The 22,857-nt window shown below is 38.3% G+C and carries 22 protein-coding genes and 1 pseudogene; 5 read left to right on the forward strand and 18 right to left on the reverse strand.

From position 1 onward, the window contains the following. Positions 1–305 precede the first annotated feature (305 nt). Positions 306–1,088 (reverse strand): DUF928 domain-containing protein, encoded by a 783-nt coding sequence (locus IQ264_RS16440; RefSeq protein WP_193981877.1) that lies wholly within the window; start codon positions 1,086–1,088, stop codon positions 306–308. 600 nt (positions 1,089–1,688) lie between these two features. Here IQ264_RS16440 and IQ264_RS16445 point away from each other — a divergent pair. From IQ264_RS16445 to IQ264_RS16460, 4 genes are all read left to right on the forward strand, one after another. Continuing rightward, a complete protein-coding gene (locus IQ264_RS16445) occupies positions 1,689–2,960 on the forward strand; it encodes a DUF1822 family protein (RefSeq protein WP_193981878.1) in 1,272 nt (423 codons plus the stop codon). A gap of 5 nt (positions 2,961–2,965) precedes the next feature. After that, entirely contained in the window at positions 2,966–5,320 is a 2,355-nt protein-coding gene (locus tag IQ264_RS16450; RefSeq protein WP_193981879.1) for a CHASE2 domain-containing protein, read from the forward strand. A gap of 369 nt (positions 5,321–5,689) precedes the next feature. Continuing rightward, positions 5,690–6,013 (forward strand): hypothetical protein, encoded by a 324-nt coding sequence (locus IQ264_RS16455; RefSeq protein ID WP_193981880.1) that lies wholly within the window; start codon positions 5,690–5,692, stop codon positions 6,011–6,013. Between the two features lie 329 nt (positions 6,014–6,342). Next, the gene (locus tag IQ264_RS16460) at positions 6,343–6,708 is read left to right on the forward strand and encodes a hypothetical protein (protein ID WP_193981881.1); all 366 of its coding nucleotides are present in this window, start codon (positions 6,343–6,345) and stop codon (positions 6,706–6,708) included. Positions 6,709–6,771: 63 nt separating this feature from the next. Here the strand turns inward: IQ264_RS16460 and IQ264_RS16465 are convergent, their stop codons facing one another. The 4 genes from IQ264_RS16465 to IQ264_RS16480 all read right to left on the reverse strand — a co-directional run bounded on the left by IQ264_RS16465 (position 6,772) and on the right by IQ264_RS16480 (position 10,026). Beyond that, positions 6,772–7,062, reverse strand: a complete 291-nt coding sequence (locus IQ264_RS16465) for a DUF2103 domain-containing protein (RefSeq protein WP_193981882.1) — start codon at positions 7,060–7,062, stop codon at positions 6,772–6,774. 4 nt (positions 7,063–7,066) lie between these two features. Beyond that, positions 7,067–7,360, reverse strand: coding sequence for an ATP-dependent Clp protease adapter ClpS (clpS, locus tag IQ264_RS16470; protein ID WP_322744715.1), 294 nt, complete (start codon positions 7,358–7,360; stop codon positions 7,067–7,069). A gap of 130 nt (positions 7,361–7,490) precedes the next feature. Then, complete coding sequence (locus IQ264_RS16475) at positions 7,491–7,643, reverse strand: hypothetical protein (RefSeq protein WP_193981884.1); 153 nt, start codon at positions 7,641–7,643, stop codon at positions 7,491–7,493. A gap of 361 nt (positions 7,644–8,004) precedes the next feature. Then, positions 8,005–10,026 (reverse strand): FAD-dependent oxidoreductase, encoded by a 2,022-nt coding sequence (locus tag IQ264_RS16480; RefSeq protein WP_193981885.1) that lies wholly within the window; start codon positions 10,024–10,026, stop codon positions 8,005–8,007. On the opposite strand from IQ264_RS16480, the gene IQ264_RS16485 reads away from it, so the two are divergent. Next, positions 9,971–10,129 (forward strand): hypothetical protein, encoded by a 159-nt coding sequence (locus IQ264_RS16485; RefSeq protein ID WP_193981912.1) that lies wholly within the window; start codon positions 9,971–9,973, stop codon positions 10,127–10,129. The genes IQ264_RS16480 and IQ264_RS16485 overlap by 56 nt on opposite strands. A gap of 180 nt (positions 10,130–10,309) precedes the next feature. Here the strand turns inward: IQ264_RS16485 and IQ264_RS16490 are convergent, their stop codons facing one another. The 13 genes and pseudogenes from IQ264_RS16490 to IQ264_RS16550 form a co-directional block, all read right to left on the reverse strand. After that, positions 10,310–10,630, reverse strand: a complete 321-nt coding sequence (locus tag IQ264_RS16490) for a hypothetical protein (RefSeq protein WP_193981886.1) — start codon at positions 10,628–10,630, stop codon at positions 10,310–10,312. A gap of 12 nt (positions 10,631–10,642) precedes the next feature. Continuing rightward, positions 10,643–10,921, reverse strand: coding sequence for a hypothetical protein (locus tag IQ264_RS16495; RefSeq protein WP_193981887.1), 279 nt, complete (start codon positions 10,919–10,921; stop codon positions 10,643–10,645). 474 nt (positions 10,922–11,395) lie between these two features. Then, complete coding sequence (locus IQ264_RS16500; RefSeq protein WP_322744712.1) at positions 11,396–12,280, reverse strand: formylglycine-generating enzyme family protein; 885 nt, start codon at positions 12,278–12,280, stop codon at positions 11,396–11,398. A gap of 147 nt (positions 12,281–12,427) precedes the next feature. Then, positions 12,428–12,715, reverse strand: coding sequence for a hypothetical protein (locus IQ264_RS16505; RefSeq protein WP_193981888.1), 288 nt, complete (start codon positions 12,713–12,715; stop codon positions 12,428–12,430). 13 nt (positions 12,716–12,728) lie between these two features. After that, positions 12,729–13,886, reverse strand: a complete 1,158-nt coding sequence (locus IQ264_RS16510) for a class I SAM-dependent methyltransferase (RefSeq protein WP_193981889.1) — start codon at positions 13,884–13,886, stop codon at positions 12,729–12,731. A gap of 36 nt (positions 13,887–13,922) precedes the next feature. Continuing rightward, positions 13,923–15,227: pseudogene (locus IQ264_RS16515) on the reverse strand (adenylate/guanylate cyclase domain-containing protein); the annotation flags it as partial. A gap of 362 nt (positions 15,228–15,589) precedes the next feature. Further along, a complete protein-coding gene (locus tag IQ264_RS16520) occupies positions 15,590–16,354 on the reverse strand; it encodes a red chlorophyll catabolite reductase (protein WP_193981891.1) in 765 nt (254 codons plus the stop codon). A 288-nt stretch (positions 16,355–16,642) separates the two neighbouring features. Beyond that, positions 16,643–19,468, reverse strand: a complete 2,826-nt coding sequence (locus tag IQ264_RS16525; RefSeq protein WP_193981892.1) for a CHAT domain-containing protein — start codon at positions 19,466–19,468, stop codon at positions 16,643–16,645. A 33-nt stretch (positions 19,469–19,501) separates the two neighbouring features. Further along, on the reverse strand, positions 19,502–19,873 hold the full coding sequence (locus tag IQ264_RS16530) for a hypothetical protein (protein WP_193981893.1): 372 nt from the start codon (positions 19,871–19,873) through the stop codon (positions 19,502–19,504). A gap of 3 nt (positions 19,874–19,876) precedes the next feature. Further along, positions 19,877–20,383, reverse strand: a complete 507-nt coding sequence (locus tag IQ264_RS16535; protein ID WP_193981894.1) for a hypothetical protein — start codon at positions 20,381–20,383, stop codon at positions 19,877–19,879. Positions 20,384–20,470: 87 nt separating this feature from the next. After that, positions 20,471–21,442, reverse strand: a complete 972-nt coding sequence (locus tag IQ264_RS16540) for a CBASS cGAMP-activated phospholipase (protein ID WP_193981895.1) — start codon at positions 21,440–21,442, stop codon at positions 20,471–20,473. Between the two features lie 18 nt (positions 21,443–21,460). Further along, on the reverse strand, positions 21,461–21,823 hold the full coding sequence (gene folB / locus IQ264_RS16545) for a dihydroneopterin aldolase (RefSeq protein ID WP_193981896.1): 363 nt from the start codon (positions 21,821–21,823) through the stop codon (positions 21,461–21,463). Then, positions 21,810–22,763, reverse strand: coding sequence for a bestrophin family protein (locus IQ264_RS16550; RefSeq protein ID WP_228061591.1), 954 nt, complete (start codon positions 22,761–22,763; stop codon positions 21,810–21,812). The genes folB and IQ264_RS16550 overlap by 14 nt, the downstream gene beginning before the upstream one ends. Positions 22,764–22,857 lie beyond the last annotated feature (94 nt).

The raw sequence follows: 22,857 nt of genomic DNA on the forward strand, positions 1-22,857 counted from the left end.
TGATTTGTGAAGGAGAGATAATGCAAACAACGGAAAAATCATCTTTCCCCTTGTCCCCTTGTCTCCTTGTCCCCTTGTCCCCCCATCCGGTTAATTTTATTTGATGACCATGAATTAGCCCTGCCCTCCGCCCCCCTTAATAAGGGGGGAACTCCGAAAGAATTAATAACTAGCAACTTGCGTTAATAAGAAAATTTTCGAGTCGGGAGATGGGGAGATGGGGGGACAAGGGGAATTTTTAACTTTTGCCTTCTGCCTTTCCTAACTCAAAACTCAAAACTCAAAACTTACCCAGTCCCCAGTCCCTAAAACCTTTGGGCATTGACTTCTCCCGCAATAGGCTTTTGGGCTAAATTTTCTAAACCTACATCTCGTAATAAATTAGCCCAATCGTTATTAATAGTAGTATTTTGCGGTTGGGCAACGTGGAGTTTTGCTAACTCCGTTAAAGCGGAATACCAAATTCCATTTTGGGCATAAAACGCAATCCGTTCTCGCGGTGTGGTGGCTGTCTGTAATTGTTTTTCTAGTTCGGGTTTTAAGGCTACCCGTTCTACCCATCCTCGAATAAAATTAGGGGCGGATGATTTCTGCTGACTGCAATAAACTTTGACGTACCACTGGTAATTTTTGTTAATTTCTAATGATGGTGCTGGTGCCAGATTTAAGCTGACGATACCTGGTGTTTCAGGTAAGGTGAATTTAGTCCGGTAAAGGTCGTTATTTTGTTCATCTTGCAAGGAAAATTCTGCGGTAGCTACCTCACTGGACTTATAGGGAATGTAAAACCATAATGTTGGATGAGCTTCTACAGAAGAACCTAAGTTACTGTTTGGGATTAAAGCTGTTAGTTGCATATCTACAGGAGGACAGTCGCCTCGACTTCCTGTTCCTCCTCTGCGTCCTGGTCTTCCTCGGCTCGATCCGTCTGAGCTCTGTTGTGGAAAGCGAATCTGTATTTTATCAGAATTGCGATCGCTAGATGAAATAGGCTGCGCTAGTCCGATTATGGAAAAGCCGATCGAGCCAAGGACTGCTAAAGTAGCGGTAAAACTAAGTTTGATTAAGCGGGATTGTTTTTTGTTCATTGTTTAAAAGAAGCAAGAAAGGGCTAAAGCTAAAATGTATCTATATCTTTTAGTGGGTGCAAGTGCGATCGGTTTATGCACTCTTTGTAATTCTGTCTAATTCTCACCCAACTTTTCCGAGAAATAAACCTCTCCTTTCAAAGAATGTAGAAACGTTGTATACAACGTTTCTACAAGGATTCATACGCCTTTGGCAGGCTGCGCCAACTGCCTTTTTGCACTAAACTAATAACAATTCAAGAAAACTGCATAATTGCTTTCTTACCCAACCCATAAATAAATAGGATCGTGAATGTCAACTCATATCATGTCCGCTTGATTACCCGTAATTTGTAGAGACGTTATATATAACGTCTCTACAAGGTTTTTCATTCACGATACTATGCCTGATTAGCCGGAGATGATATCCCATCCTCCAGTCTGAAATATTACATTACAGACTGTTGGGAAATGGTCAATTGGCGATCGGGTAGGGAAACCAATTTAAAGGAATACAATTTGCAAAAGTTCACTCTTTCATATTAATAAGTTAATTAGTTAACATTGTACCAATAATGATTGGAGCCGATCGAGTAAAGTTAAGCAGAGGAAACAAGATAAATGGTGCTGAAGTTAGATGAATTAATGGTAATTTATCCCCAACAAATATGGATAGAGCTGACAGCTAAAGAACAGAAAAAAGCGTGGCAACAAATCCAGAAGCAGGAATATTCTAATGCGGCGACTCGTTGGAATGCTTATTTAAATTGTTTATGCCTTAACAGTTTTTTGAATTGGGTTGCAGAAGATCCCGATCTACAAGAAAATCTGAAACTTTGGTCGGATGAGGCTAGTTTACCAAGCTTTTGGGAAGTAGTAAACGGCATAAAGTTAAGTTTTGGTAACACTCAATTGGTACTAATACCAACCGATAAAAGCTACTTTTATGAATTTAGGATTCCTCAAGAATGGGTGGATATTCCTAATTGGGCAGCTAACTATTATCTAGCTGTGCAGTTAAACTTGGATGAACAGTCCATGCAGGTGTGGGGATATGCTACCCACGAACAAATTAAAAGACAAGGAATGTACGATCGGATCGATCGAACTTACTCTTTAGATAAAGAAGATTTAATTGAAGACCTCAACTTAATGTGGGTAGCACAAGAACTCTTTTTTGCTGAAAAATTAGAAGTTAAAACATTACCAACTCTATCTGTATCGCAAACAGAAACATTACTGGAACAATTGAGTCAGCCAACTAATTATTCGCCTCGACTTAATGTAACATTTGAACAATGGGCGGCGATCGTTGCTAATGGTGAAACGCGCCAACAATTATATCAAAAAAGACTTTTACACCAGGAAAATCAATACAATAATGCGAGAAACTTAGTTTCTGTGGGTGAAGTCAACCAGCCAAAAGTATATAACTTAAGTTTATGGCTGCAAAATATCTTTGAGGGGGGTTGGCAATCTATTGATAGACTATTAAATACAGAGCAAAGAACTCTAGCCTTTCAGTTTAGAAATGATTCTGTATTGAGTCAAGTTCCTGTGAAGGGTGCTAAACTGATTGACTTGGGAATGGAACTAAAAGGTGCTGCGTTAATACTGTTAGTTGGTATGACCCAGGAAGTAGATGAAAAAGTTGCTATCCGAGTACAATTGTATCCGGGGAGTGGAGAAATTTACCTACCACCTAATATCAAATTGAGTCTGCTATCTGAACTAGGAGTAATGCTGCAAGAAGTCCAGTCAAGGAGTCATGATAACTATATTCAGTTAAAAAGATTTAAGTCTCCCTACGGAAAAAGTTTCTCTATCCAAGTGGCGTTAGGTGATGTCAGCATAAAAGAAGATTTTGTTTTTTTTGGAACTTCTCCGGGCTGACAATTATGGGTAAATTAGTCGGATTGAATTTGGGGAAAGGAGACTTAAACAGAGGTTTTCCTTCAGTTACAGTTCAGTTGTCTGAAGATGAAAATTCCGTACCACTTCAATTAACGGGGAGTTTACCCGCAGCACCAGAATTAATCGCACTTTATAGACGTTGGCAGTTGCTTTATAAGTTAATTTATGAATCTCTTTATTGTAGCATATTTTGGCGGAAAAATGAGAGCGATGAAGAAATTGAAATAGAAGAAGAAGATATAACTAATGTTTCCATTGTGGAGTTTGATAATTTATGTAACGATCTACAAAATACTATTAATTCCTGGCTGAAATCTGACTCATTTCGTAATATAGACCAAAAATTACGTACTAAATTAGCAACTACAGACGAAATTAAAGTTATCCTGCAAACAGAGGACGATCGCACTCGTCGTCTCCCTTGGCATTTATGGAATTTTTTCGAGGATTACCCTCATGCAGTAGCTTGTTTAAGTGCGCCAGAATATGAACCAATTCAATCATTAAAAAAGCCTTCTAGCAAAGTAATCAGAATTTTAGCGATTTTGGGGAATAGTCAAGGAATTGATGTACAAAAAGACCGGATAATGCTAGAAAAATTACCGGGAGCAGAAACAATTTTTTTGGTAGAGCCGCAACGTCGGGAGTTAGATCGGTGGCTTTGGGATAAAAAAGGTTGGGATATTCTTTTTTTTGCGGGACATAGTTTGACACAGGCTGATGGAGAAACGGGAAATTTTTATATCAACCAAAATGATAGTTTAACAATTACGCAATTAAAAAATAGTTTGAAAGCAGCAATTAAACAAGGTCTTCGTTTAGCAATTTTTAACTCCTGCGAAGGTTTAGGATTAGCTAGCCAACTAAGTTCTCTGCACATTCCGCAAATGATTGTGATGCGGGAGCCAGTACCAGATTTGGTGGCTCAAGAATTTTTAAAACATTTTCTCGAAGCGTTTTCTCATGGGGAATCTTTCTATATAGCGGTGCGAGAAGCGGGGGAAAGATTACAAGGTTTAGAGAATGATTATCCCTGTGCTAGTTGGTTGCCAGTAATTTGTCAAAATCCAGCTGAATCCCCGCTTGTTTGGCCGGAAAAAACTCAGAAAACGAGAAAGATTTCTCATAATATTTTACCAAGTAGACAGATTATAGGGGCAATTTTTACGATGGCGATCGCAGTAAGTGCGGGAATGATGGTAATGCGATCGCAGGGAATTTTACAATTTTGGGAATTGCAATTTTTTGATATTTTAATGCGATCGCGGCTCCAGGAAAAACCAGATCCACGAATTTTAATTGTGACAGTGACCGAAGCTGATGTGCGATCGCAACCTCCTTTAGAAAGAGGGGGAGCATCTCTATCAGATCGTTCTTTGGCTCGACTCATCGCAAAACTGGAGAAATTCAAACCGCGTGTTATTGGTTTGGATATCTATCGTGAAGCTGCTGTGAAAGCAAATTATCCAAATTTAGCTAATTGGATGAAAAAGAGCGATCGGTTTATTGCTATTTGCAAAGTGAGTGAAGACGAGAAAAATTCTGGCGTGGCATCACCTCCAGAAGTTCCGACACAACGCTTAGGTTTTAGCGATGTTGTACTCGATCCTGATGGAATTTTGCGTCGTCATTTATTAGCAATGGCTCCCGCTTCTCCTTGCCATACAGATAAATCTCTTAGTTTTCAGTTGGCAACTCGTTATTTAGCTTCTTACGGTATTAAAACTAAACTAACTCCCGAAAAAAACTGGCAATTTGGCAATGTTTTATTGAAAAACTTAGAATCGAATAGTGGCGGATATCACGGTATAGATAATTTAGGTCATCAAGTTTTACTCAACTGGCGTTCTGCTGCTTTCGTTGCTCCAGAAGTTACTCTCAAAGATGTTTTAAATAATAAGTTAACTTCTGATTTGGTCAAGGATCGGATTGTTTTGATCGGTACGACTGCGGAAAGCTTCCACGATTATTGGGATACGCCTTACAGTGCAAGTCAATGGCCTCATAAACCGATGCCGGGGGTGGTAGTGCAAGCACAGATGGTTAGTCAAATAATTAGTGCGGTTCTCGATCGCAGACCTTTATTATGGGTTTGGCCCAAAGGTGGTGAATTCCTTTGGGTTTGGTGTTGGTCTTTGATTGGAGGTATTTTAGCTTGGTGTAATAAGTCGGTATTGTGGTTGGGTGTTGGGTTAACACTTATTCTTTGCCTTTTGTATGGATTATGCCTTAGCTTGTTGATGTTGGGAGGCTGGGTTCCCTTGGTTCCATCAGCTTTGGCTTTGGTGGTTACAAGTGGTTCTCTGCTGGCTTACAGGTTTTCTTCCAAAAATTTTTAGCTTAGAGTTGCATAAATAGCTTATCGGGTGACATCTAGAAATAAAAGCTCATTAGACATCTCCAACAAAGAATGTAGAGACGTTGCATGCAACGTCTCTACAAAAGTTTCAGACAACGCAACTTTAATTTCTGGAGATCTCTATTAGACCTCTGGCAAAAATAGACAATCTCTGTATTCATCTGTGTTTATCTGTGGATATCTGTGGTTAAAAAAACCAAGATTTCGGACTTTTGCCAGAAGTCTATTTTATCTCATCTGCAAGGAAACAAATTGTTAAGAGCTATTGCAATTTGTAACTATCGCTTGGTCGCCAAACATTAATCCCTTAGACTGATTTGCAATTCAAAATTAGGGAATAAGCGGGGATATGCAAATCGAAAATTTGCACTGGCATGATTATTTACTTTTAGCTTCTTTTATTGCCTCTATTGCTGGGCTTTGGTTGATTAATAGTAACAAACCAACTCAGGTAAATGAGAGGGAAGAGACAGAGCGATCGCTATTTTTGATGATCTTCACCTACTGGATGGTTTATTGTGTAGCTGATTTTGCTCAAAAGCTGCAATTACCAAATTGGGATATTTTATTGATGAGTTTGCAAATAACGGCAGCTATCTCTTACTTTTTGACAGTTTGTTGTGTAATCATTCTCCCTTTACACCGTTTCTCTTTACAGCAAGTAGCAAAGTAATTCTTAATTATAAAGGAGCAGATTTTCAATTAAAAATCTGCTATCTTTTTGTTTTTGATTATTGTCCATTATCTGATTATTAATAAGTCCGCGTAGGCGGACTTTGTTTATGTAGTTGCGGTTAAAACCGCCAGATATTTTTCTGAGAAAATTACTTAGTTGGTGTTTATTTACCATTATTTATTATACTTAAGTATATTTTATTTAGCAACATTTATTTTTCTAATTTACTGCGTGAACTTACCGATGACAACCCATAATTCTAAAGTTTACTATCAGAATTAAATACAAAGATATAACAGCCCTGAAACTAAATCGCAACAATTAGTATGTATAAACTTTCGTTTAATCAGTTAATAGCTGGGATAGTAATCTTCCTGCTGACAGTTTATTTTGTGACGCACTTTCCAGATAAAATACCTTATTTAATATTCGCATTAATCTTAGCTTTTTTATTAGCTAATTATGCAAATCAAAAGTCTGCAAACACAGGTTTTGGTAAAAAAATTCAGCTTGCCAAAAATACGAGTAGTGGTCAAGAAATGCAGCTTTATAAATCATTACTCCAAAGAAGCCAAGGCGATCGCAAACAGGTAGAAAGATTGATTGATTACGAACGGCGACGCAGCCCAAGTTCCTGCCGTACCGACCTTTTGCAAAGTGCTATAGATCGATGGGAGCGCGATCGCAGGTAAGATATCGGTTTAAGTTAATTATAAAATTGCAGACTATCGATTGATAGTCTGCAATTTTTACTTTCATTTCATAGCTTGAAAAATTGCTGCTTCTAACTCATCTTTTGGGCAGCTAGTAATAATAAAAACTTCTTGGAAAGTTTTACCCTGGCGGGCTATTATTTTAAAACCACCGAGAATTGGTACAGAAACTTTTAATTGCAAGCGTGGGGAATGACCTTTAGCTCTACCAATTACTGCGGGAGTAATTGTTTGAATACCATTATATTTAGTGAGTCGTTCCAAAACGGCAATTAAACCGGGAATGTGCGTGGAATGAGTGAGAACTAACCTACCGCCAGGGGAATTATTCATAATTTTATGCTGCTTCTAGGGGAGCCATAGTTAATCCGGCGCGACTCAACTGTTGGTGGTAGAGTTCCGCTTGCTCTTGAGGGCCAACCCAAACAATAGCTTGACCTTCATAGTGTACCTGATTGGTGAGCTCCCAAGCGTGCTCAGTCGTCATCCCAGGAATATACTTCACCAAACAATCATGAACGTGCTGAAAGGTGTTGAAATCATCGTCCAGCACAATTATTTTGTAGTTGGGGTAAAGCTTGCGGGTAACTTGACTAGAGCGTTCAGGAGCTTGAGTCGGCGCGGTTGCCATCCCAAAGATTGCTGCTGAAAGTGTTTTAGTCATAGTGCAGTTCCCGAATTAACTTAACAAATTGATACAACTAGTTATTCATCTATATTAATGGACAATGGACGAGGTTGAGTAAAAATTACCTAACTGCTCAAGACTCCTCTGGATCGGTTTCGACTTCTTCAGTAACATCGGGAAAAAGTACAATAACTCGCACGCGACTGGGTGGGAAATTTTCGATAGGGCGATCGAGAAATAATTGACCTGTTTCATCTAAAGTTCCTGTTACTTCAACGGCTTTCATCAGTCTCTCCTAAATTTTTTATTCACTCCAATTTTAGATTAGACTTCTGGCAAAAGTTCCAAATCTAGGATTTTTTACCACAGATATCCACAGATGAACACAGATAAACACAGATAAAAGATAGAGATTGTCTACTTTTGTGGAGAGGTCTATTAGACCTCTCTCCACAAAAGTAGAGACGTTGTATACAACGTCTCTACAAGGGTTCCGGGAATTCACCTTTAATTTCTGGAGAGCTCAATTGAGCTTGGGAAATGGTGCGTTAGTGATAACGTAACGCACCCTACGGATAGAGACTAAAAAATCTCCCAGTCCCGTAGGACAGGCATCTTGCCTGTCATCCCTATTCCCCATTCTTCTGTCACTTCCACTCTTCCCAAGATTGATTCAAAATTGAGGTATTCGGGAAAGCAACGGGGTTTTTGTTTTCTTCTAAACGGCGTTGCAATGCTTCTAATTGTGGTTCTGGTGAAGGTAAATCATCTACTAATTGATAGGGAAGAATGTTATTTTTTAAAGCGAAGTCGGCAGTAGTTCCTGCTGCTGCACCTACTGACCATTCAAAAGAGTGGACGCGATAAGCTGCTGCTGCTGTGTGACTGGTAGCAATGCTTTTTCCTGCTACTAACATATTGTCAATTTTTTGGGGAATCATTGCTCTTAAAGGAACTTGAAAAGGGAAAGTTGCGCCTTGTGCTTTTCTGGTACCTTCTCGTTCTCTGTTTCCTGGTGTTTCTGGGGGACTTTTTTCCATGCAGGGGTGAAAGTCGATCGCATAAAATCCAATTCCTACAGAATCAGGAAAAATGCTAGCACGGGATCTTGGTTTCACTTGTTCGGGAGATAATTCTCCTGAAATTACCGAAGCAGCATTTAACCCCGATAAAGTCGCCCATAAACGGCGATACTCTTCTGGGGAAAGGTTTTGACTATAATATTCTTGGCGGAAGTTGTTCCGAGAAATGTCAATTTCCCAAACGGTAAAACCATCTGGTTGTGCGTAACTTGGTCTACCAACGATCCGTCTTCCTTCGCGCATATATGGATATTTGGATAAACCATGTGCGGTTCCCATTGGTGATTTTAAACCATTGACAAAACGCAAGTTTGGATAAGGTGTTTTTACGTTATTACCTAATTGGGAATCTGTGGTTCCTGCGGCTAACCAGTAATAAAAACCAAGGGCGTTTTCTTCACCTTTGCGTAAGGTTTCGGTGCGGAGTCCTCCCATCCATCCACCGGGGTTTAATTGTCCGCTTTCTTGCAATTGTTCGCGGGTATATATAAGGTTATCTTGAGAAGTTCCAGGACGATAATCATTTCCCCAAGTCCAGTTTTGCATGGAAATATCACCAGGATTTATGGGGTATTGTTTGAAGTCTCCTGGTAATGGTTGGTTTGGTTTGGCGCTGTGGATGCGACGATAGGAGAAAACTAAGTTGAAGCTGGCTAACCGGGGTAATTCGTAACTGTAATAAGGCTCATATTGGGGATAAAATGAAGGCATGGTTTGCGGTTGTGGCTGTTGGGTTGCTTCCATTGCGAAAGTGTAGGTGAAGCCTTGGGTGCAAAATCGATCGCCTTTTTCTGTGGAGGATGAAGGTTCTAAATAGGAACGAGGATCGATACCCAAACGGTAAGGAACGTCTGCTAAACCAATTAATTCTCCGGTTTCGGTGGCTTCTATTACATACCAGTCTGCGGGACGGGGTTTTTGATTTGATTTGTTATTTTTTTTCGGGACAAAACGAATGATGGTTTTATCAAATTGGGGGGAGTTTTCGTAGCGATAAGTATCTTCAATTGTGCGCGATAGTGGGAGAGTGTTTAATGGTGGTGTACCTTTGGCGGGTTGGTGTTGAATTGCGATCGCACTTTGAATTTGTTTACCATCGGAACTAATATCGAGTTCTTTAATTACTGTTGCGGGAAACCATTTGAGATTACCTTTGCCTTTTTTGGCAGCATCTTTTAAGATATCAAACAGTATTTTGTGTCCGTCATAAGGGTAAAAACAAGATTCACTCACCCAACATCTTCCGGGGTTGAGTCTGCCATAATGTTCTTCAATTCGTTTGCGAAGTTCTAAGTAACCGCGAGGATAATACAAAAGTTTTCGTTGGGTGGCTTTTTCGTCGAGTGCGGAGGTTCCTTGAGAGGAAATTTGTCCGCCTACCCAGTCGGTAATTTCGGTTAGACAAACTGTTCTTCCGGCGAGTAAGGCTTCGTAAGCCGCAGCAGAACCAGCCAGTCCCCCTCCAACTATCAAAAGTTCGCATTCTTCGGTTTTGTCTGGTTGTCTCGGTGGTGCGGCTAGAGCCAAGGGTATGGTTGATTCTAGCAGGATTAATGTGAGCGGAATTGTGATGAGCGATCGCTTCATGATGAATTTGAGTTGGGATAACTCGTTTTTCCAGGTAGCTATAAGAAAGTACCACTTGGAAAATGTTCATCGCAAGCTTTTGGGGGAAGTTGGCGATCGATGATTTAGTCAACCGATCCCCCTAAATCCCCCTTACTAAGGGGGACTTTGAATCCGGTTCCCCCCTTGTTAAGGGGGACTTTGAATCCGGTTCCCCCCTTGTTAAGGGGACTTTGAATCCGGTTCCCCCCTTGTTAAGGGGGGTTAGGGGGGATCAAAGCGACAATATTTTTAACTAGCAACTTTAGTTAACACTTAAAATCCCGCCGTTGCGTTCTTTTGCGATCATCTCTGCTACTGATTCGGGAAATTCATCAAGTTCAGTAGTTTCCGAGCCGGGTTTCATTGGAGAATTAAAAGTATAATTTGGGTCGCATTCTCCATGTTCGTAAACCTGAAGAACCCATTTATCAGGTAATCCCTCAATGCCAATTTCTACCACAAACCAACTGTTTTTCACATAGCGAGAGTTCAAAACAGTAAACCACTCCCAATCTTCAGATGGAATTGCCCAATCTGTCATGAGAAATTCCAGAGCAATTTCTGCTGCTTCTTCCCCAGTCATAGCTTCCTCTAATTATGCTTCACTAGGAACAGCAGCAGTTGGTTGTTCGGGATATAAACCCAATTGTTTCGCCAATTCACGGGCGACATGAATTAAAAATTTAGCTGCATCGTGATTATTATTATGTGCAAATCCTGCTGCCACTTGTACCATTGTGTTGATGAAGTTTTCATCGATTAAGTCTAAGTGTGCATCTAATACTTCCGGTTCTTGTCCGTTGGGGCATTTTAATAGTTGATCGATAACGTTCAAGTACTCTTCTTGGCGTTGTTCTGGGGTTTGTTCTGACATAATTATTAATGATGAATTTGGGTGAGTTTGGGCAATTTAACAAATTGCTATGGTGCTTATGAAACTATAATCCTCTGGAAAAAAAGGTATTAGATGATACAGGTATTAAATGATATTTTGTTGCTTTAGTAATAATAAATATTACGCGATGGTTAATTTATTTTAAAATTCTCGTTGTTAATTAAAACTTTTTCTCATTAAAATTAATTGAGGGGGGATTTTTGGTGGTGGGAGGGCGATCGGATTTTTTTAATTATCTAACTCCGCTTGATTGTATCTGACACATCCTGCTTAATCTAGCTCAAGCTGATTGAAAAGCAAGAAGGTTTATTCCTTTCCACTCTATCAAAAGGTGGGAAACATCTTCAGAAGTCTTCCAGCGAAGCATTGAGAAATATAGCTTATTGCACCGCAATATGTCCAGTTCCTCCAGCAGCAACAGTAACTAAAACCACCTCATTACTTTGCAATCTACTAAGAACAAGCAACCCGAAAACCAACATCATACAGTGAAGCATTTGCTTCTAAAACACTGCGAAAAGCCGATCGACATTTGATTGGCCCAGTATTCCAAGAACCACCACGCAAAACCCGTTTTTCGTTATCTCCACCTGTCACCCAAGCAGTACCATCTGTCGGCGCATCTTGATAATTTTCATGCCAAAAATCGGCACACCATTCTCTAACATTTCCGTGCATATCATAGAGTCCGAAACTATTAGCAACCCGAAAGCTTCCGACAGGTGTTGTTTCTCTCCTATCTTGTCCTTTTGGCCCTGCGCCATAAGCACCACGACTGCAAATTTTTCCCATATATTCCCAGTCTATTCCTGAATAATTTGCTAACTTAGTTGTGCAAGTTTCTCCAAAGTGAAAAGGTGTGGTAGTTCCGGCGCGACAAGCATATTCCCATTCTGCTTCGCTGGGAAGTCGATATTGTTTTCCTGTATGTTGAGATAATCTAGCACAAAATTCGATCGCATCATCCCAAGAAATTTGTTCCACAGGTTTATTTGATGCTTTAATAATTGATGGGTCAGGATGTAAAAATTGATTAACTTTAGGAAGATGTGCTACTGCTTCCCATTGCGCTTGAGTAACCGGATATTTACCCAATAAAAAAGGTTGAATAGTTACTAAATGTTGCGGATTTTGATTTTTCAACCTGCCTTCCTCTGTATGAGTTGCCCCCATTAAAAAAGTACCGCTAGGAATAGCAACCATTTCTAAACTTACGCCATTTCCTAATTCTTCGACTCGGTATTTAGCTGAACTGAGAATACGTTCAACTTCCTCACCTTGAGGGTTAACTGTCACTACATCAAAATCAAAAGTCAACAAATCCGATGTGACAATCACCTAATTAATCTCCTGTAATAACACTGTACAAACATCTGTGGATATTTGTGTTAAAAATTCAAAACCTTTGGACTTTACTTTTAATTGGTTTTGGCATAAAAATCGGCAAGTTATTCCGAATTTCAGATCATCGGAAAGAATTTGGATTTAGTGCTGTTGAAGTGCTTCTACTTCTTCTTGCACAACTCGGAGTACTCTGGCAATATATTCTGCACGCCTCTGTTCGCGCTCTTTGGCTACTTGTTCATCGGGTTGGTATGTTTCAATTTCGTCAATTGATATAATGCCTTTGTCTTGGATTAAATGTTCTAAAGTGTCGAGACGATCGCGCAAAACTGAAACCTCAGCAGTAAGAGCCATGATAATTGCTAGCATCTTATCAATCTGAGGGTCATCAAAATAAACAGGTCGTTTTCCTTTAGCTTTTTTGCTCATTCCCTTACCTTAATTATTTAGTTGCTGCTAATAAAAACCAACGCATTCCCATGTTTAATTTACTATTTGGTGAATTGTCGTTGCTTGATTTTTGCATCCCACTACCACCTGGAATAAAGGTTTCAATTATGTTTTCTGCGGCAAATCCTGCTTGGCTAACAACTGCCGTTAAATCGAGATCGCGCATGGCACTCCAAAATGGTTCGTTGTTGTTAGCAGTTTCCCAATCGTACATGAAAGCACGATAAGCATCCATGTGCCGAAATAGAGACCCTTCTACATGAATCATCATCCCACCAGGAGCAAGTAAACGATAGCATTCTCGCATCACATTGCGAATAGCAGGAACGGGAATTTCATGGAGTAAGATATGGGAAACAATCAAGTTAAATGACCGATCTGGAAAGTTTGTCTTTTCGGCATTTTGTTGGGAGAAATGCACTTTTTTTCCTAAAGCTTCTGCTCTTGCATGACCATAACGTAGCATGGATGCTCCTATATCTATGGCATAAATTTCGGCTTCTGGGTAAGCATCAACGTAAGGTAAAGTGCTGTGTCCAACGGAACATCCTAAATCAAGAATTTTTGTAGGTTGAAAGTTGGGATGTTGCTGTTTAAGATAGTTTTGAATGGCAGATTGACCCATGTCATCGTTGAGCGAACCTAGCCAACCTTGACCATAAATGTAGGCGAAGCGATCGTAAATTGCACCAACACTAACATCATCTAATATTGATTCGTCGTGATATCCTCCTGGCATACAGTGAATATCTACTGCTTTTTGATATTTGGGAGTTTGAAAATTAGGATCGAGGGTTAAAGTACCGAGTTTGCTACCTTGTTCTTTGGCGCGTTCGATGAGTTCAGGAAGTTGGCGTTCTACACTGGAAATAACTGATTCCCACATCATTTCTTGAGTAGTCCGTTTTAAGGCTCCATACCAACGATAATAGGGTTGGTCTTGCATTAAACGCCTCACTTCATGACGGTCTTTTGGCGATCGCTGATATTGTTGTTCAAATTTTGGTTTTAATACTGTTTCGTAAATAACTTTATTACCTGGTGCAATCTGACGAAAAACGTGATTGCTCAGACTTTGAAAGAAATTTTGTCTTGCTAATTCATCGTGATTAGTTTCTGGTAGCATGGAGTGTTTATATTGTTGAGTCATCACTAACCCTCCTGACCGTTTAATTTTACGATCATTTTACTCTTTTCTGTCAATAAGTAAATAGGTAGTCATCTCTCCTTTGCCTTTAACGTGAATTGAACCTCTTGACAGGAAATTGTAGCGATCGCTTAACATTTCATAAATCTTTTCTGTCACTTGAATTTCGCCTACTATACCATGAGATTCCATGCGGCTAGCAACATTAACTGTGTCGCCCCAAAGGTCATAGATGAATTTTTTTGTACCAATTACTCCGGCTACTACAGGGCCAGTATTAATGCCAATTCTGATACTTAGGTTATAATCATTCTTCGCATTAAAATTTATGATTTCTTGCTGCATATCTAGAGCCATTTCTACTACGCATTGCACATGATCTTGTCTGGGGTTGGGAATACCACCAGCTACCATGTAAGCATCACCAATTGTTTTAATTTTTTCTAAACTGTGCTTTTCTGTGAGGCGATCGAATGCAGAAAAAATTTCATTTAGTAAGGCTACAAGTTGAGTGGGAGTAACTTTTTCCGAGAGTTCAGTAAAGTTGACTAAATCAGCAAATAAAATTGTCACTTCGGTAAAGCCATCGGCAATACTTTTGTGTCCTTCTTTGAGGCGATTAGCGATCGGTTCTGGTAAAATATTTAATAATAAACGCTCTGACTTTTCCCGTTCATCTGCTAATTGAGCGTTAGCTTTTTGTAATTCTGAAGTGCGTTCAATCACACGCAATTCTAATTCTTTGGAAATATTGCGTAATCTAGTAATTACTAAAGTTAAACCAAAAAGCCCAAACATTGACAGCATTCCTAAAGTAATGAAAGTTCCTTGTAAACCTTCATTAGTTTTCTCCATCAAATTATCTAAAGAACTACTAATTTCTAAGACTCCTCGGACATCACCAACTTTCCAATCTGTTTTCGGACTGCTGGGGTGTTTGTTATGACAATCTACACAACTAGGTTCGAGAATGTCGGCTTGGGTGTAACGCAATTTTAGGCTATTTTTTGATTTTATAAAACGATAAAAAGGGCGGTCGGAATGTAATCTTAAATAACGTAATGCTTCTAATTCAAATTCATCTCTAGCACCACCTTCTGCTTCTCGCCAAGGAAATGGATAATCGCTGTATAATCTAACCGACATTCCGGCATTTCTTTCAACTACTTTTTTACCGAGTTCGATTAAATATGTGGCTGGTAAAGGTATAGCGCCTTCTTTATTTTTATAATCATGGGTGACAGTAATGCTGTGTATTTCTTTTACCCGATTAACAGCTTCTGAACTATAAAGTGTACGTGCTGTTTGGATAGTTTGTGCGTATAAAGCTGCATTTTCCAGTGCTTGAGACTCGATCAAATTCCATGACAGACGAGAGACATTCCACAACGCGCCTGCAACTCCCGTGCAGAAAAGAACTCCTAGAATTAAAATAGTCTGTTTGTAGAGCAGTTTCAGTAATATTTGTTGGCATTTTTTGCCTAATTGCTGGATTTTCTGCCCAAATACTTGGGGATTTGGATAAAAGGTTTTGAGATTCATTGAATCTTTCCTGCTTTTTGATTAAGCACCGTCTTAATTTTTCCACACCCTAATAATAAATTTTGTTAAAATACTAGTATAGATCTTTATTTTAAATTTGTCTGGGTTCGTTTTTTATTAGGTGTGATTCTGCTATTAACTTAATAGCAGAATCACGAAGTTTTTTAATTGGGAGAGCGATCGCCACCCCAGAGAGCTTTGACCAATTTATCTGTTAATTCATTTCCTAAAATTTGCGCCGCCATTTTGTTACCTGGATCGCGTTCAGCACTGCTACGACGAATAAATAAATCGCGCTCAAACAAAGCTTTTTGCATTGATTCGGGAACAGCTTCAGCTACATCTACCCAACCTAACCAACGATCTAACATTTCATGGGAAATTGTGCGAATCAGCCCCAACAAATCTTCTGTAGGCGGACAAGTGCAACATAAATTAATTGGCGATTGAAATAATCGAACGTGCAAACTTTTACTAATGAATGGAGAAAGTCGAGAATCAGCTTGTAATGTTAAAAATGTTTGATTAACTGGTTCATAATATCGATCTAAATCATCTAAATTCATCAAAAGATCGTTGCGAGGAACGTAATCAATATAAAACAGAATATTGCCAAAACTGCTGAATTCAAACGCTAAATGAGGAACAGCAATATGAGATTTTAACCAAGTAGTTAGACGCACGATGCTAAAACCAGTTTTGGAATTACGCAGCCAAGAATGCACAAACCAATCAATTTCTGAACTTGAAAAAGTTTTCATTGAACCTTTAACATGAGGATCGATTCCAGTAAATTCTTCTAAATCTTTTGTCGAGGGATCTGGATGTAGCGTAAAACGTGCTTCTATTTTTTGGCGAAGTTCGTTGCTAATTTGCCAAAGTTGTTCAAATACTACGGCGTTATCTAGGTTTGGCTGTTGATTAACCATTGTCAATTATCTCTGCTATATTTATTGTTTAAGCGATCGCTATTTTCATATTGAAATATTTTTAAGTCTATCGTCAACTGTATTCTCAATTTTTAGAAGATAAATCTTTAGAGGTATGCGAAATTATCAAACTGATGTTAAGTATTTAAGAGAAGAGGGAATTTCCGAATTGTTGACTACTTTTAAGGAATTTTTGCAAGAAATTAATTGGGCTAATCGTTGTAATTTTAAAATAGGTACCTAGTTGCGCTTCAGCGCCAAAGAAGATCACTAAAGCGCAACTAGGTACTACAAGCCGTTACCAATTAAAACGAAAGCTGCCCAATAATAAGGGTGATTTAGGCGATCGCTAACTGTAGCTGCTAAACTATTACGAGTAGGCTGGGCAGTAGTTATTCTTCCTCTTTGTGCAGTTGTCAGAAAATTTCTACTTTTAATTAAAGCAATTTGTGCTCGTCGCAATGCTTCGGCTTTGCTAATATTTCCCTTGCGTAATTCCGCATAAAAAGCATCCATTAAAACTTGAGTCCCACCATCAGAAACTGACCACAAAGAAGCAATAGTAGCCTTCGCCCCAGTTAATTGCATTTGATAACCAAAACCTAAAATTTCTTCGCCATTTCCTAATTGTCCGCCAATTCCTGTTTCGCAAGCACTCAAAACTACTAATTCTACATTTGGTAATGACCAAGTTTCTACATCACGCAATGTTACCCGACTTCCGTCACCAAAAAGTATAAATGAGTCTTGGGGTTGACCAATTACAAAAGCAGCGTGAGTTGCCAAATGAACTATGTTATATTCGTTTAATCTAGGAACAGTAGACTGAGGCGTAAAAGCACTATCTATCAATTTAGTAGTAGTGGGAATTATGGCTGCTAAATTTTCTATTTCTCGCCCCGCAAAAGGTAAGCCAGCAAATGTTAATTTACGAGTTCCAACAGTGACATTGTAACTACCTTGAGTAAAAGCTGCGGCTAAAATTTTGAGTTGGGAAACATTTCTACTATTAAAATCCGTAAGGCTAGCAGAAGTAATATTATTAATGCTAAATCGCTCAATTAACCATTGTTTACCATCATACAAAGCCGCAATCGGAATATAACGTAATTGTCCATCCGGGGCATAAATTATAGTTTGAGTTTTGGCTTGAATTAAATCGTTTTCTATTGGTTTAATCAGCAAATTATATAATTGATTTGCTGGGGTTTTAGCATCAGCATTAGCTTGTTGTAAAGCTAAACGAAACTCTACGATTAATCGATTTAATTCTTGACGTTTTATGTTAACTGTGCGGCGAATTGGTGGAGAATAACTGGTTACTAATACTAATTCTAATCGGTCTTCTAAAATTAAAGGATAAAGTAAAACAGCGTTTTGTGACAACTGTTTTAATTGTGCTTGTAATTTATTGAGAGTTCGTAAATTTAAGTTTTCCCCGCTTGTAGTTTGTGTGAGTTTTTGTGTTAATGCGATGACTGCGGGACTGTTAATAAAGTTATTAAATTCAGCGCGAATTTGTTGTTGAATTTGGATTAATTCGGCAATTCTTTTTTGTTGTTCAGGCGTGCGGTTTGCTTCGGGTATTTTTTGTAGTTTATTCAGTTCTTTGCCCAATTCAATAGCTTTGTTTTGCATGGTAAGATAATCTGTTTGCACTTTTTGTTCTTGAGGCAATAATTCTAATTCTGGGGAATTTTGCTCGTCACTTCTAAATTTTTGCAAATAATCTTCTATTTCTTGCACTTTCAATAAATCTAAAACTTGTTGGGCTTCTAAAACGCGATTTTGCTGCAATAATAAATCAGCTAAAGAGCGATAAGTATCGGCAACTGTAGCTGTGTAAGAACGCTGTTGTTCGGATGGAAGTTTACTTAATCTAGAGCGAATTGATTCGGTAACATTAACTGCTTGTTTATAAAATAAAATTGCTAATTCAGGTTTATTTTGTAGCGCTAAAAGTTGAGCGATGTTACTAAGTGTAGACCTTTCAAAGTTACGATTGCCAACTTCTTTAATAATTGCTAATGCTTGTTGGTAAGAGTCTAAAGATTGTTGATATTGACGCAGATTTTTATAAACTGTGCCAATGCTATCGAGGGTGTTACCTTCATTAGTTCGATCGCCAATTCCTTGAAAAATTCCTAAAGCTTTCTGAAGATTATCTAAGGCTAAAGAATATTTTCCTAAATTATCATAAACTAAACCTATGTTATTTAAAGTTAAGGCTTCTCCCGATCGATCGCTTACTGCTTTCCTTACCTGCAAAGCTTGTTGATAGTATTCCAAAGCTTGCGAATATTTACCCTGTTGATCGTAAATATATCCAATATTATGTAAAGTTGTACCTACGCCTGATTTGTCGTCAATGTCTTGGCGAATTGCTAACGCTTTTTGGTAAAATTCTAATGCTTGGATAGATTGACCAAGTTGATTGTAAATTAAGCCAATATTATTTAATATGGCAGCTTCGCCTTGACGATTTCTAATTTCTGGAACTTGAAAAATTACTAAAGCTTGCTGATAATTTTCTAAAGCACGGGGATAATCTGCCAAAGCTTCATAAATTAAACCAATATTATTTAAAGTACGTCCTTCGCCAAGTTTGTCTCCTACTTGGCGACGAATTTGCAGAGTTTGCTGATAAAATTCCAAAGCTTGCTGATAGTTTCCCTGTTGAAAATAAACTCCACCAATGCTATTTAAAATACTACCTTCGCCACTTTTGTCGCCTATGATTCTACGTAAAACTAAAGCTTGTTGATAGTAATTTAATGCCTCACGAATTTCACCTAAGCGATCGTAACAAGAACCAATTCTAAAAAGTGTGATTGCTTCACCTTCTTTGTTACCTATTTTCTGATAAATTTCTCGTAATTGCTTGAAGGTATTAATTGCTTCTTGATACTGACGGTTAGCAAATAGTTGTTCGCTTGTTTTTAAAAGTTGCTCGGCTTGTTTCGTGAAATTGTTTTGCGAATTATCTGCATCATCAAGAATTGTACTATCTTGCACAGGTGCAGGAGTGACAAAATCTTCTACTGCTGAACTAAAGTTAGGAAATCCAGCTAAGATAGCAGTAATTAAGGTGAGGATGATAAAAGGCGATCGCATATTGATTTCCCAACTTTACTTTTTAGATAAAACTTACTTTTGTAATTTCTTTTTTACCTCCCCTAAACTCTTCTGATACTCTACTATTTTCTGTTGCGAAAGTTGGTAGTTTGGGTCTGTTTTTGGCACTGATTTCATCAATTCAATTGCCTTATTCCATTGATTAACAACTACTTTCAACTCAGCTTCAGTTTTGGCTGACTTAGCCATATTTGTTGCATTTTTTGCTTGATTTACTCCCTCTTGAAATTGATTTTTATTATCATCATCTCGTAAAACAGTTCCTTGAGGAGCAGGCGCAGTCGATAATTCATCATCGCGGAGCAAATTACCTTGAGGAGAAGAACTACAAGCACTCACTACACAAGCAAGCAAGGAAATATAAATTACCAAGTTATATTTCATAGTTCATTTATCAGAAGGTTCTAAATCAGGTATATTTGTATTATAAGTTCCTGGCGGAAATTTTATTGTAGGTGAGCTACAAGCTACATACTTATTATTAATAGAAATTACTACTACTGGATTTGTACTACAGGAAATCGGAGTTAAACCTTCTTTAGTCAAAAACCCGGAAATTTTGTTAGTAACAACCAAAGAAACTTCTTGATTTGGCTGATTAGAAACTAACACCCAAGGCAACTGAGTTTGATTAATTTGTCTCTCATCATCCCGTAAAATATTACCTTCAGGAACAGAAATAGGGCGGGGAGGAGTAGGAGTAGGGACGGGTGGAGGTGACTGAGTTTGATTAATTATTCGATCGTCATCCCGTAAAATATTACTTTGTGGAGCTTGGCTACGTCTTGGTCTAGATGTTGTCTGTGCATATAATTTCTCGGCTTGGGAGAAAGCCGCCAGCCAGAGGAGCAATATAGCACCGATCAAACTAATATATCGTGAATGCAAATACATGATAAAACCTCCATGAGAGCTTAGTTGATTCGTGATTTACTCAATCTTGACTTTTTCCCCTATTTTTTGACAATTAATAAATTGAATCTATGAAGAACTTATTTGTGACAAAAAGCTTGTCAGTAAATCTTTATTATCTTGCACATAGATTTGTGCCAGTGTAATTAACCGATCGATATTTTCATCACTAGCATCATCTATGGCATCTTTGGTGATTTTAGGTTGCAAGCGAAAATAACGAGGAGAAGCTTCATTGTCCATTTCTGGAGGACTCATAACTTCCCTACTAATGTAATCATTAACATCAGCAGAAGCATTCATAAGTACTTCAATTAAACGCCCTTGCCAAATCCACTGAATTATTCCCCAAGAGCGAACTTTGGCAAAAGGAAGAGGTTGAGTAGCATCTCCTGTTCCAATAGAAAGTACAGCAATATCCTTGATGGAATTTTCAAGTCGCAGTGCTTCTGCAATTGCACAAGCTGAAGGGTTATTTGCACCAATACCACCATCAATTAATGAATAGGTTTTTGATTCAGTTGTTAGTAAATGCGCGGGAAAGAAAGTAGGCGCAGATGATGAAGAAACGCATACTTCCCAGAGGGGAGTATTGATCCAAGGTTTGTATGTTTGCCAGTTCTTAAAAACTATAAATTCTCGATCGAGAGTATCGTAAGCTGTGATTAATAATCTAGATGATTTAATATCTCCTAATTTGGTGTTACCAAATTCTGTCTGTAACACTTCAATTAAACCTCGATCTGAGTATTTAGGTGCAGACAGCCCATATTTTAGAACTAAACTCAATCGTTGGGGTGAAAAAAGACTAGTGTAGGGAAAAATAATTTTGCCTTTTCTGCGATACAGGTCTAGAATTTGTTCGCTACTTTTACCTAGTGCGATCGCAGCTGCTAAAATTGACCCAGTAGAAGTACCAGTAATTAAATCAAAATAACGATTCAAAGGTACTTTGATAATCTTCTCTACTTCTGCCAAAATAACGGCTTCAATAACACCGCGAATTCCTCCCCCATCCAAACTTAATATCCGAAAAGACATCTTTCTATTTTCCTTAAATTAGTTGTGTTGCACCCTGGTAATATCGATCGTAATTTTACCGCCAAAATCAGGAATTGGCGCAGCAGGTTTTGTTAATCTTACTCTAACTTGGCTCACTTTAACTGATTCTAGGATACTCGCTGCGATCGCTTCTGCCAACCTTTCCACCAAGGCGAATTTAGCAGTTTTCACCAAATTTTTTACACTTTCAATTGTGGTGCGATAATCTATCGTATCTGTAAGAGCATCACTTTGACCAACCTGTGTTAAATCTAACCACAAAGTAACATCAACCTCAAACCATTGCCCTAAAACCTGTTCTTCTGGTAAATAACCAATGTAACCGTAACAACGAATACCAGTAATTTCAATTGAGTCCATAAAAATTATCTAATTCCATTACATCCTGTTCCCTTTTAATTTCTGAATTATTGCTCTCGGACAAAGCTATTATATCTTCCATATTACTTTGAATTGTCTGACAAATTTGCTCTAATGATAAATCATTTTGATCGTAACCAAACGGTTCTTGAATTTCATTACCGATTTCTTCAATACCAAATAAAGCCAAACTAATTAAAAATACCAGAAAAGCGGTTAACCATTCGGAATAAGTCACTAATTGAAAAGGTAAAAACAAAAAATATATCAGCAACAATCGCTTTAAATAAATAACATAAGCCATAGGAATCGGAGTAGTTAAAATCCTTTCACAGTTAGTCAAACCTTCTACTAGTTTATCTAGTAATTGATTCATAGCTGTTAGTTGATAGGAATTTAAACAACCCTTTTCCCCTTCTTTTTGAATGTATTCACCTAACCAAAGGATAATTTCTAAAGGTGGTGTTTTTGCCTGTTTTAGCTTCTCTATCTTGGCGAGAGATATCAAGGTTTCTAATTCTTCTGTGACAGTTTCTTTTCGCAAATGTAATTTAGTAACAATAGCAAAAGCCACTAATAATTTTAATTGTTGATTTTTCTCGGATTGATCTGTTTCTTCTTTTATAGCAACAGATGTGTGAATTTGTCTAGCTAAACTACGAATATTGACAACTAATGTACCCCAAGCTTTGCGTCCTTCCCAAAAGCGATCGTAAGCTGTATTAGTGCGAAAAACCAACAACAATCCTAATACTAAACCGAATACTACATTATTAGTAATCGTTTCCAAATTATGCCAAGGTAAGGGTAATTTAGAGTAATAAACTAAGGAAATAAATCCTCCAAATAAGCTGCAAATAAAAGCACGAGGTAACACTTTAATTATCACCGATTCCTTTAATTGCAAAGCCATTTTAAACCAACTCACTGTTTCGTTCATTAAATTCATTGAATAGTGAAAGGGTGCAGGGAATAGGGAGCGGGGGAGCGGGGGAGCAGAGGAGCAAAACAGTTAAAAATGTCCAAACTTTCTC

This window comes from [Phormidium] sp. LEGE 05292 (genome assembly GCF_015207735.1).
Lineage (GTDB): Bacteria > Cyanobacteriota > Cyanobacteriia > Cyanobacteriales > Aerosakkonemataceae > Floridanema.

Excerpts from the sequence above, each read along its gene's own strand:
- IQ264_RS16530 (WP_193981893.1), bottom strand. The coding sequence starts at position 19,873 with ATGAAATATAACTTGGTAATTTATATTTCCTTGCTTGCTTGTGTAGTG.
- IQ264_RS16525 (WP_193981892.1), bottom strand. The coding sequence starts at position 19,468 with ATGCGATCGCCTTTTATCATCCTCACCTTAATTACTGCTATCTTAGCT.
- IQ264_RS16490 (WP_193981886.1), bottom strand. The coding sequence starts at position 10,630 with ATGACTGGGGAAGAAGCAGCAGAAATTGCTCTGGAATTTCTCATGACA.
- IQ264_RS16445 (WP_193981878.1), top strand. The coding sequence starts at position 1,689 with ATGGTGCTGAAGTTAGATGAATTAATGGTAATTTATCCCCAACAAATA.
- IQ264_RS16450 (WP_193981879.1), top strand. The coding sequence starts at position 2,966 with ATGGGTAAATTAGTCGGATTGAATTTGGGGAAAGGAGACTTAAACAGA.
- IQ264_RS16540 (WP_193981895.1), bottom strand. The coding sequence starts at position 21,442 with ATGTCTTTTCGGATATTAAGTTTGGATGGGGGAGGAATTCGCGGTGTT.
- IQ264_RS16550 (WP_228061591.1), bottom strand. The coding sequence starts at position 22,763 with ATGAACGAAACAGTGAGTTGGTTTAAAATGGCTTTGCAATTAAAGGAA.
- IQ264_RS16535 (WP_193981894.1), bottom strand. The coding sequence starts at position 20,383 with ATGTATTTGCATTCACGATATATTAGTTTGATCGGTGCTATATTGCTC.
- IQ264_RS16510 (WP_193981889.1), bottom strand. The coding sequence starts at position 13,886 with ATGACTCAACAATATAAACACTCCATGCTACCAGAAACTAATCACGAT.
- clpS (WP_322744715.1), bottom strand. The coding sequence starts at position 7,360 with ATGGCAACCGCGCCGACTCAAGCTCCTGAACGCTCTAGTCAAGTTACC.
- IQ264_RS16465 (WP_193981882.1), bottom strand. The coding sequence starts at position 7,062 with ATGAATAATTCCCCTGGCGGTAGGTTAGTTCTCACTCATTCCACGCAC.
- IQ264_RS16505 (WP_193981888.1), bottom strand. The coding sequence starts at position 12,715 with ATGAGCAAAAAAGCTAAAGGAAAACGACCTGTTTATTTTGATGACCCT.
- IQ264_RS16440 (WP_193981877.1), bottom strand. The coding sequence starts at position 1,088 with ATGAACAAAAAACAATCCCGCTTAATCAAACTTAGTTTTACCGCTACT.
- folB (WP_193981896.1), bottom strand. The coding sequence starts at position 21,823 with ATGGACTCAATTGAAATTACTGGTATTCGTTGTTACGGTTACATTGGT.
- IQ264_RS16520 (WP_193981891.1), bottom strand. The coding sequence starts at position 16,354 with ATGGTTAATCAACAGCCAAACCTAGATAACGCCGTAGTATTTGAACAA.
- IQ264_RS16460 (WP_193981881.1), top strand. The coding sequence starts at position 6,343 with ATGTATAAACTTTCGTTTAATCAGTTAATAGCTGGGATAGTAATCTTC.
- IQ264_RS16475 (WP_193981884.1), bottom strand. The coding sequence starts at position 7,643 with ATGAAAGCCGTTGAAGTAACAGGAACTTTAGATGAAACAGGTCAATTA.
- IQ264_RS16495 (WP_193981887.1), bottom strand. The coding sequence starts at position 10,921 with ATGTCAGAACAAACCCCAGAACAACGCCAAGAAGAGTACTTGAACGTT.
- IQ264_RS16485 (WP_193981912.1), top strand. The coding sequence starts at position 9,971 with ATGGTTGATTCTAGCAGGATTAATGTGAGCGGAATTGTGATGAGCGAT.
- IQ264_RS16480 (WP_193981885.1), bottom strand. The coding sequence starts at position 10,026 with ATGAAGCGATCGCTCATCACAATTCCGCTCACATTAATCCTGCTAGAA.
- IQ264_RS16455 (WP_193981880.1), top strand. The coding sequence starts at position 5,690 with ATGCAAATCGAAAATTTGCACTGGCATGATTATTTACTTTTAGCTTCT.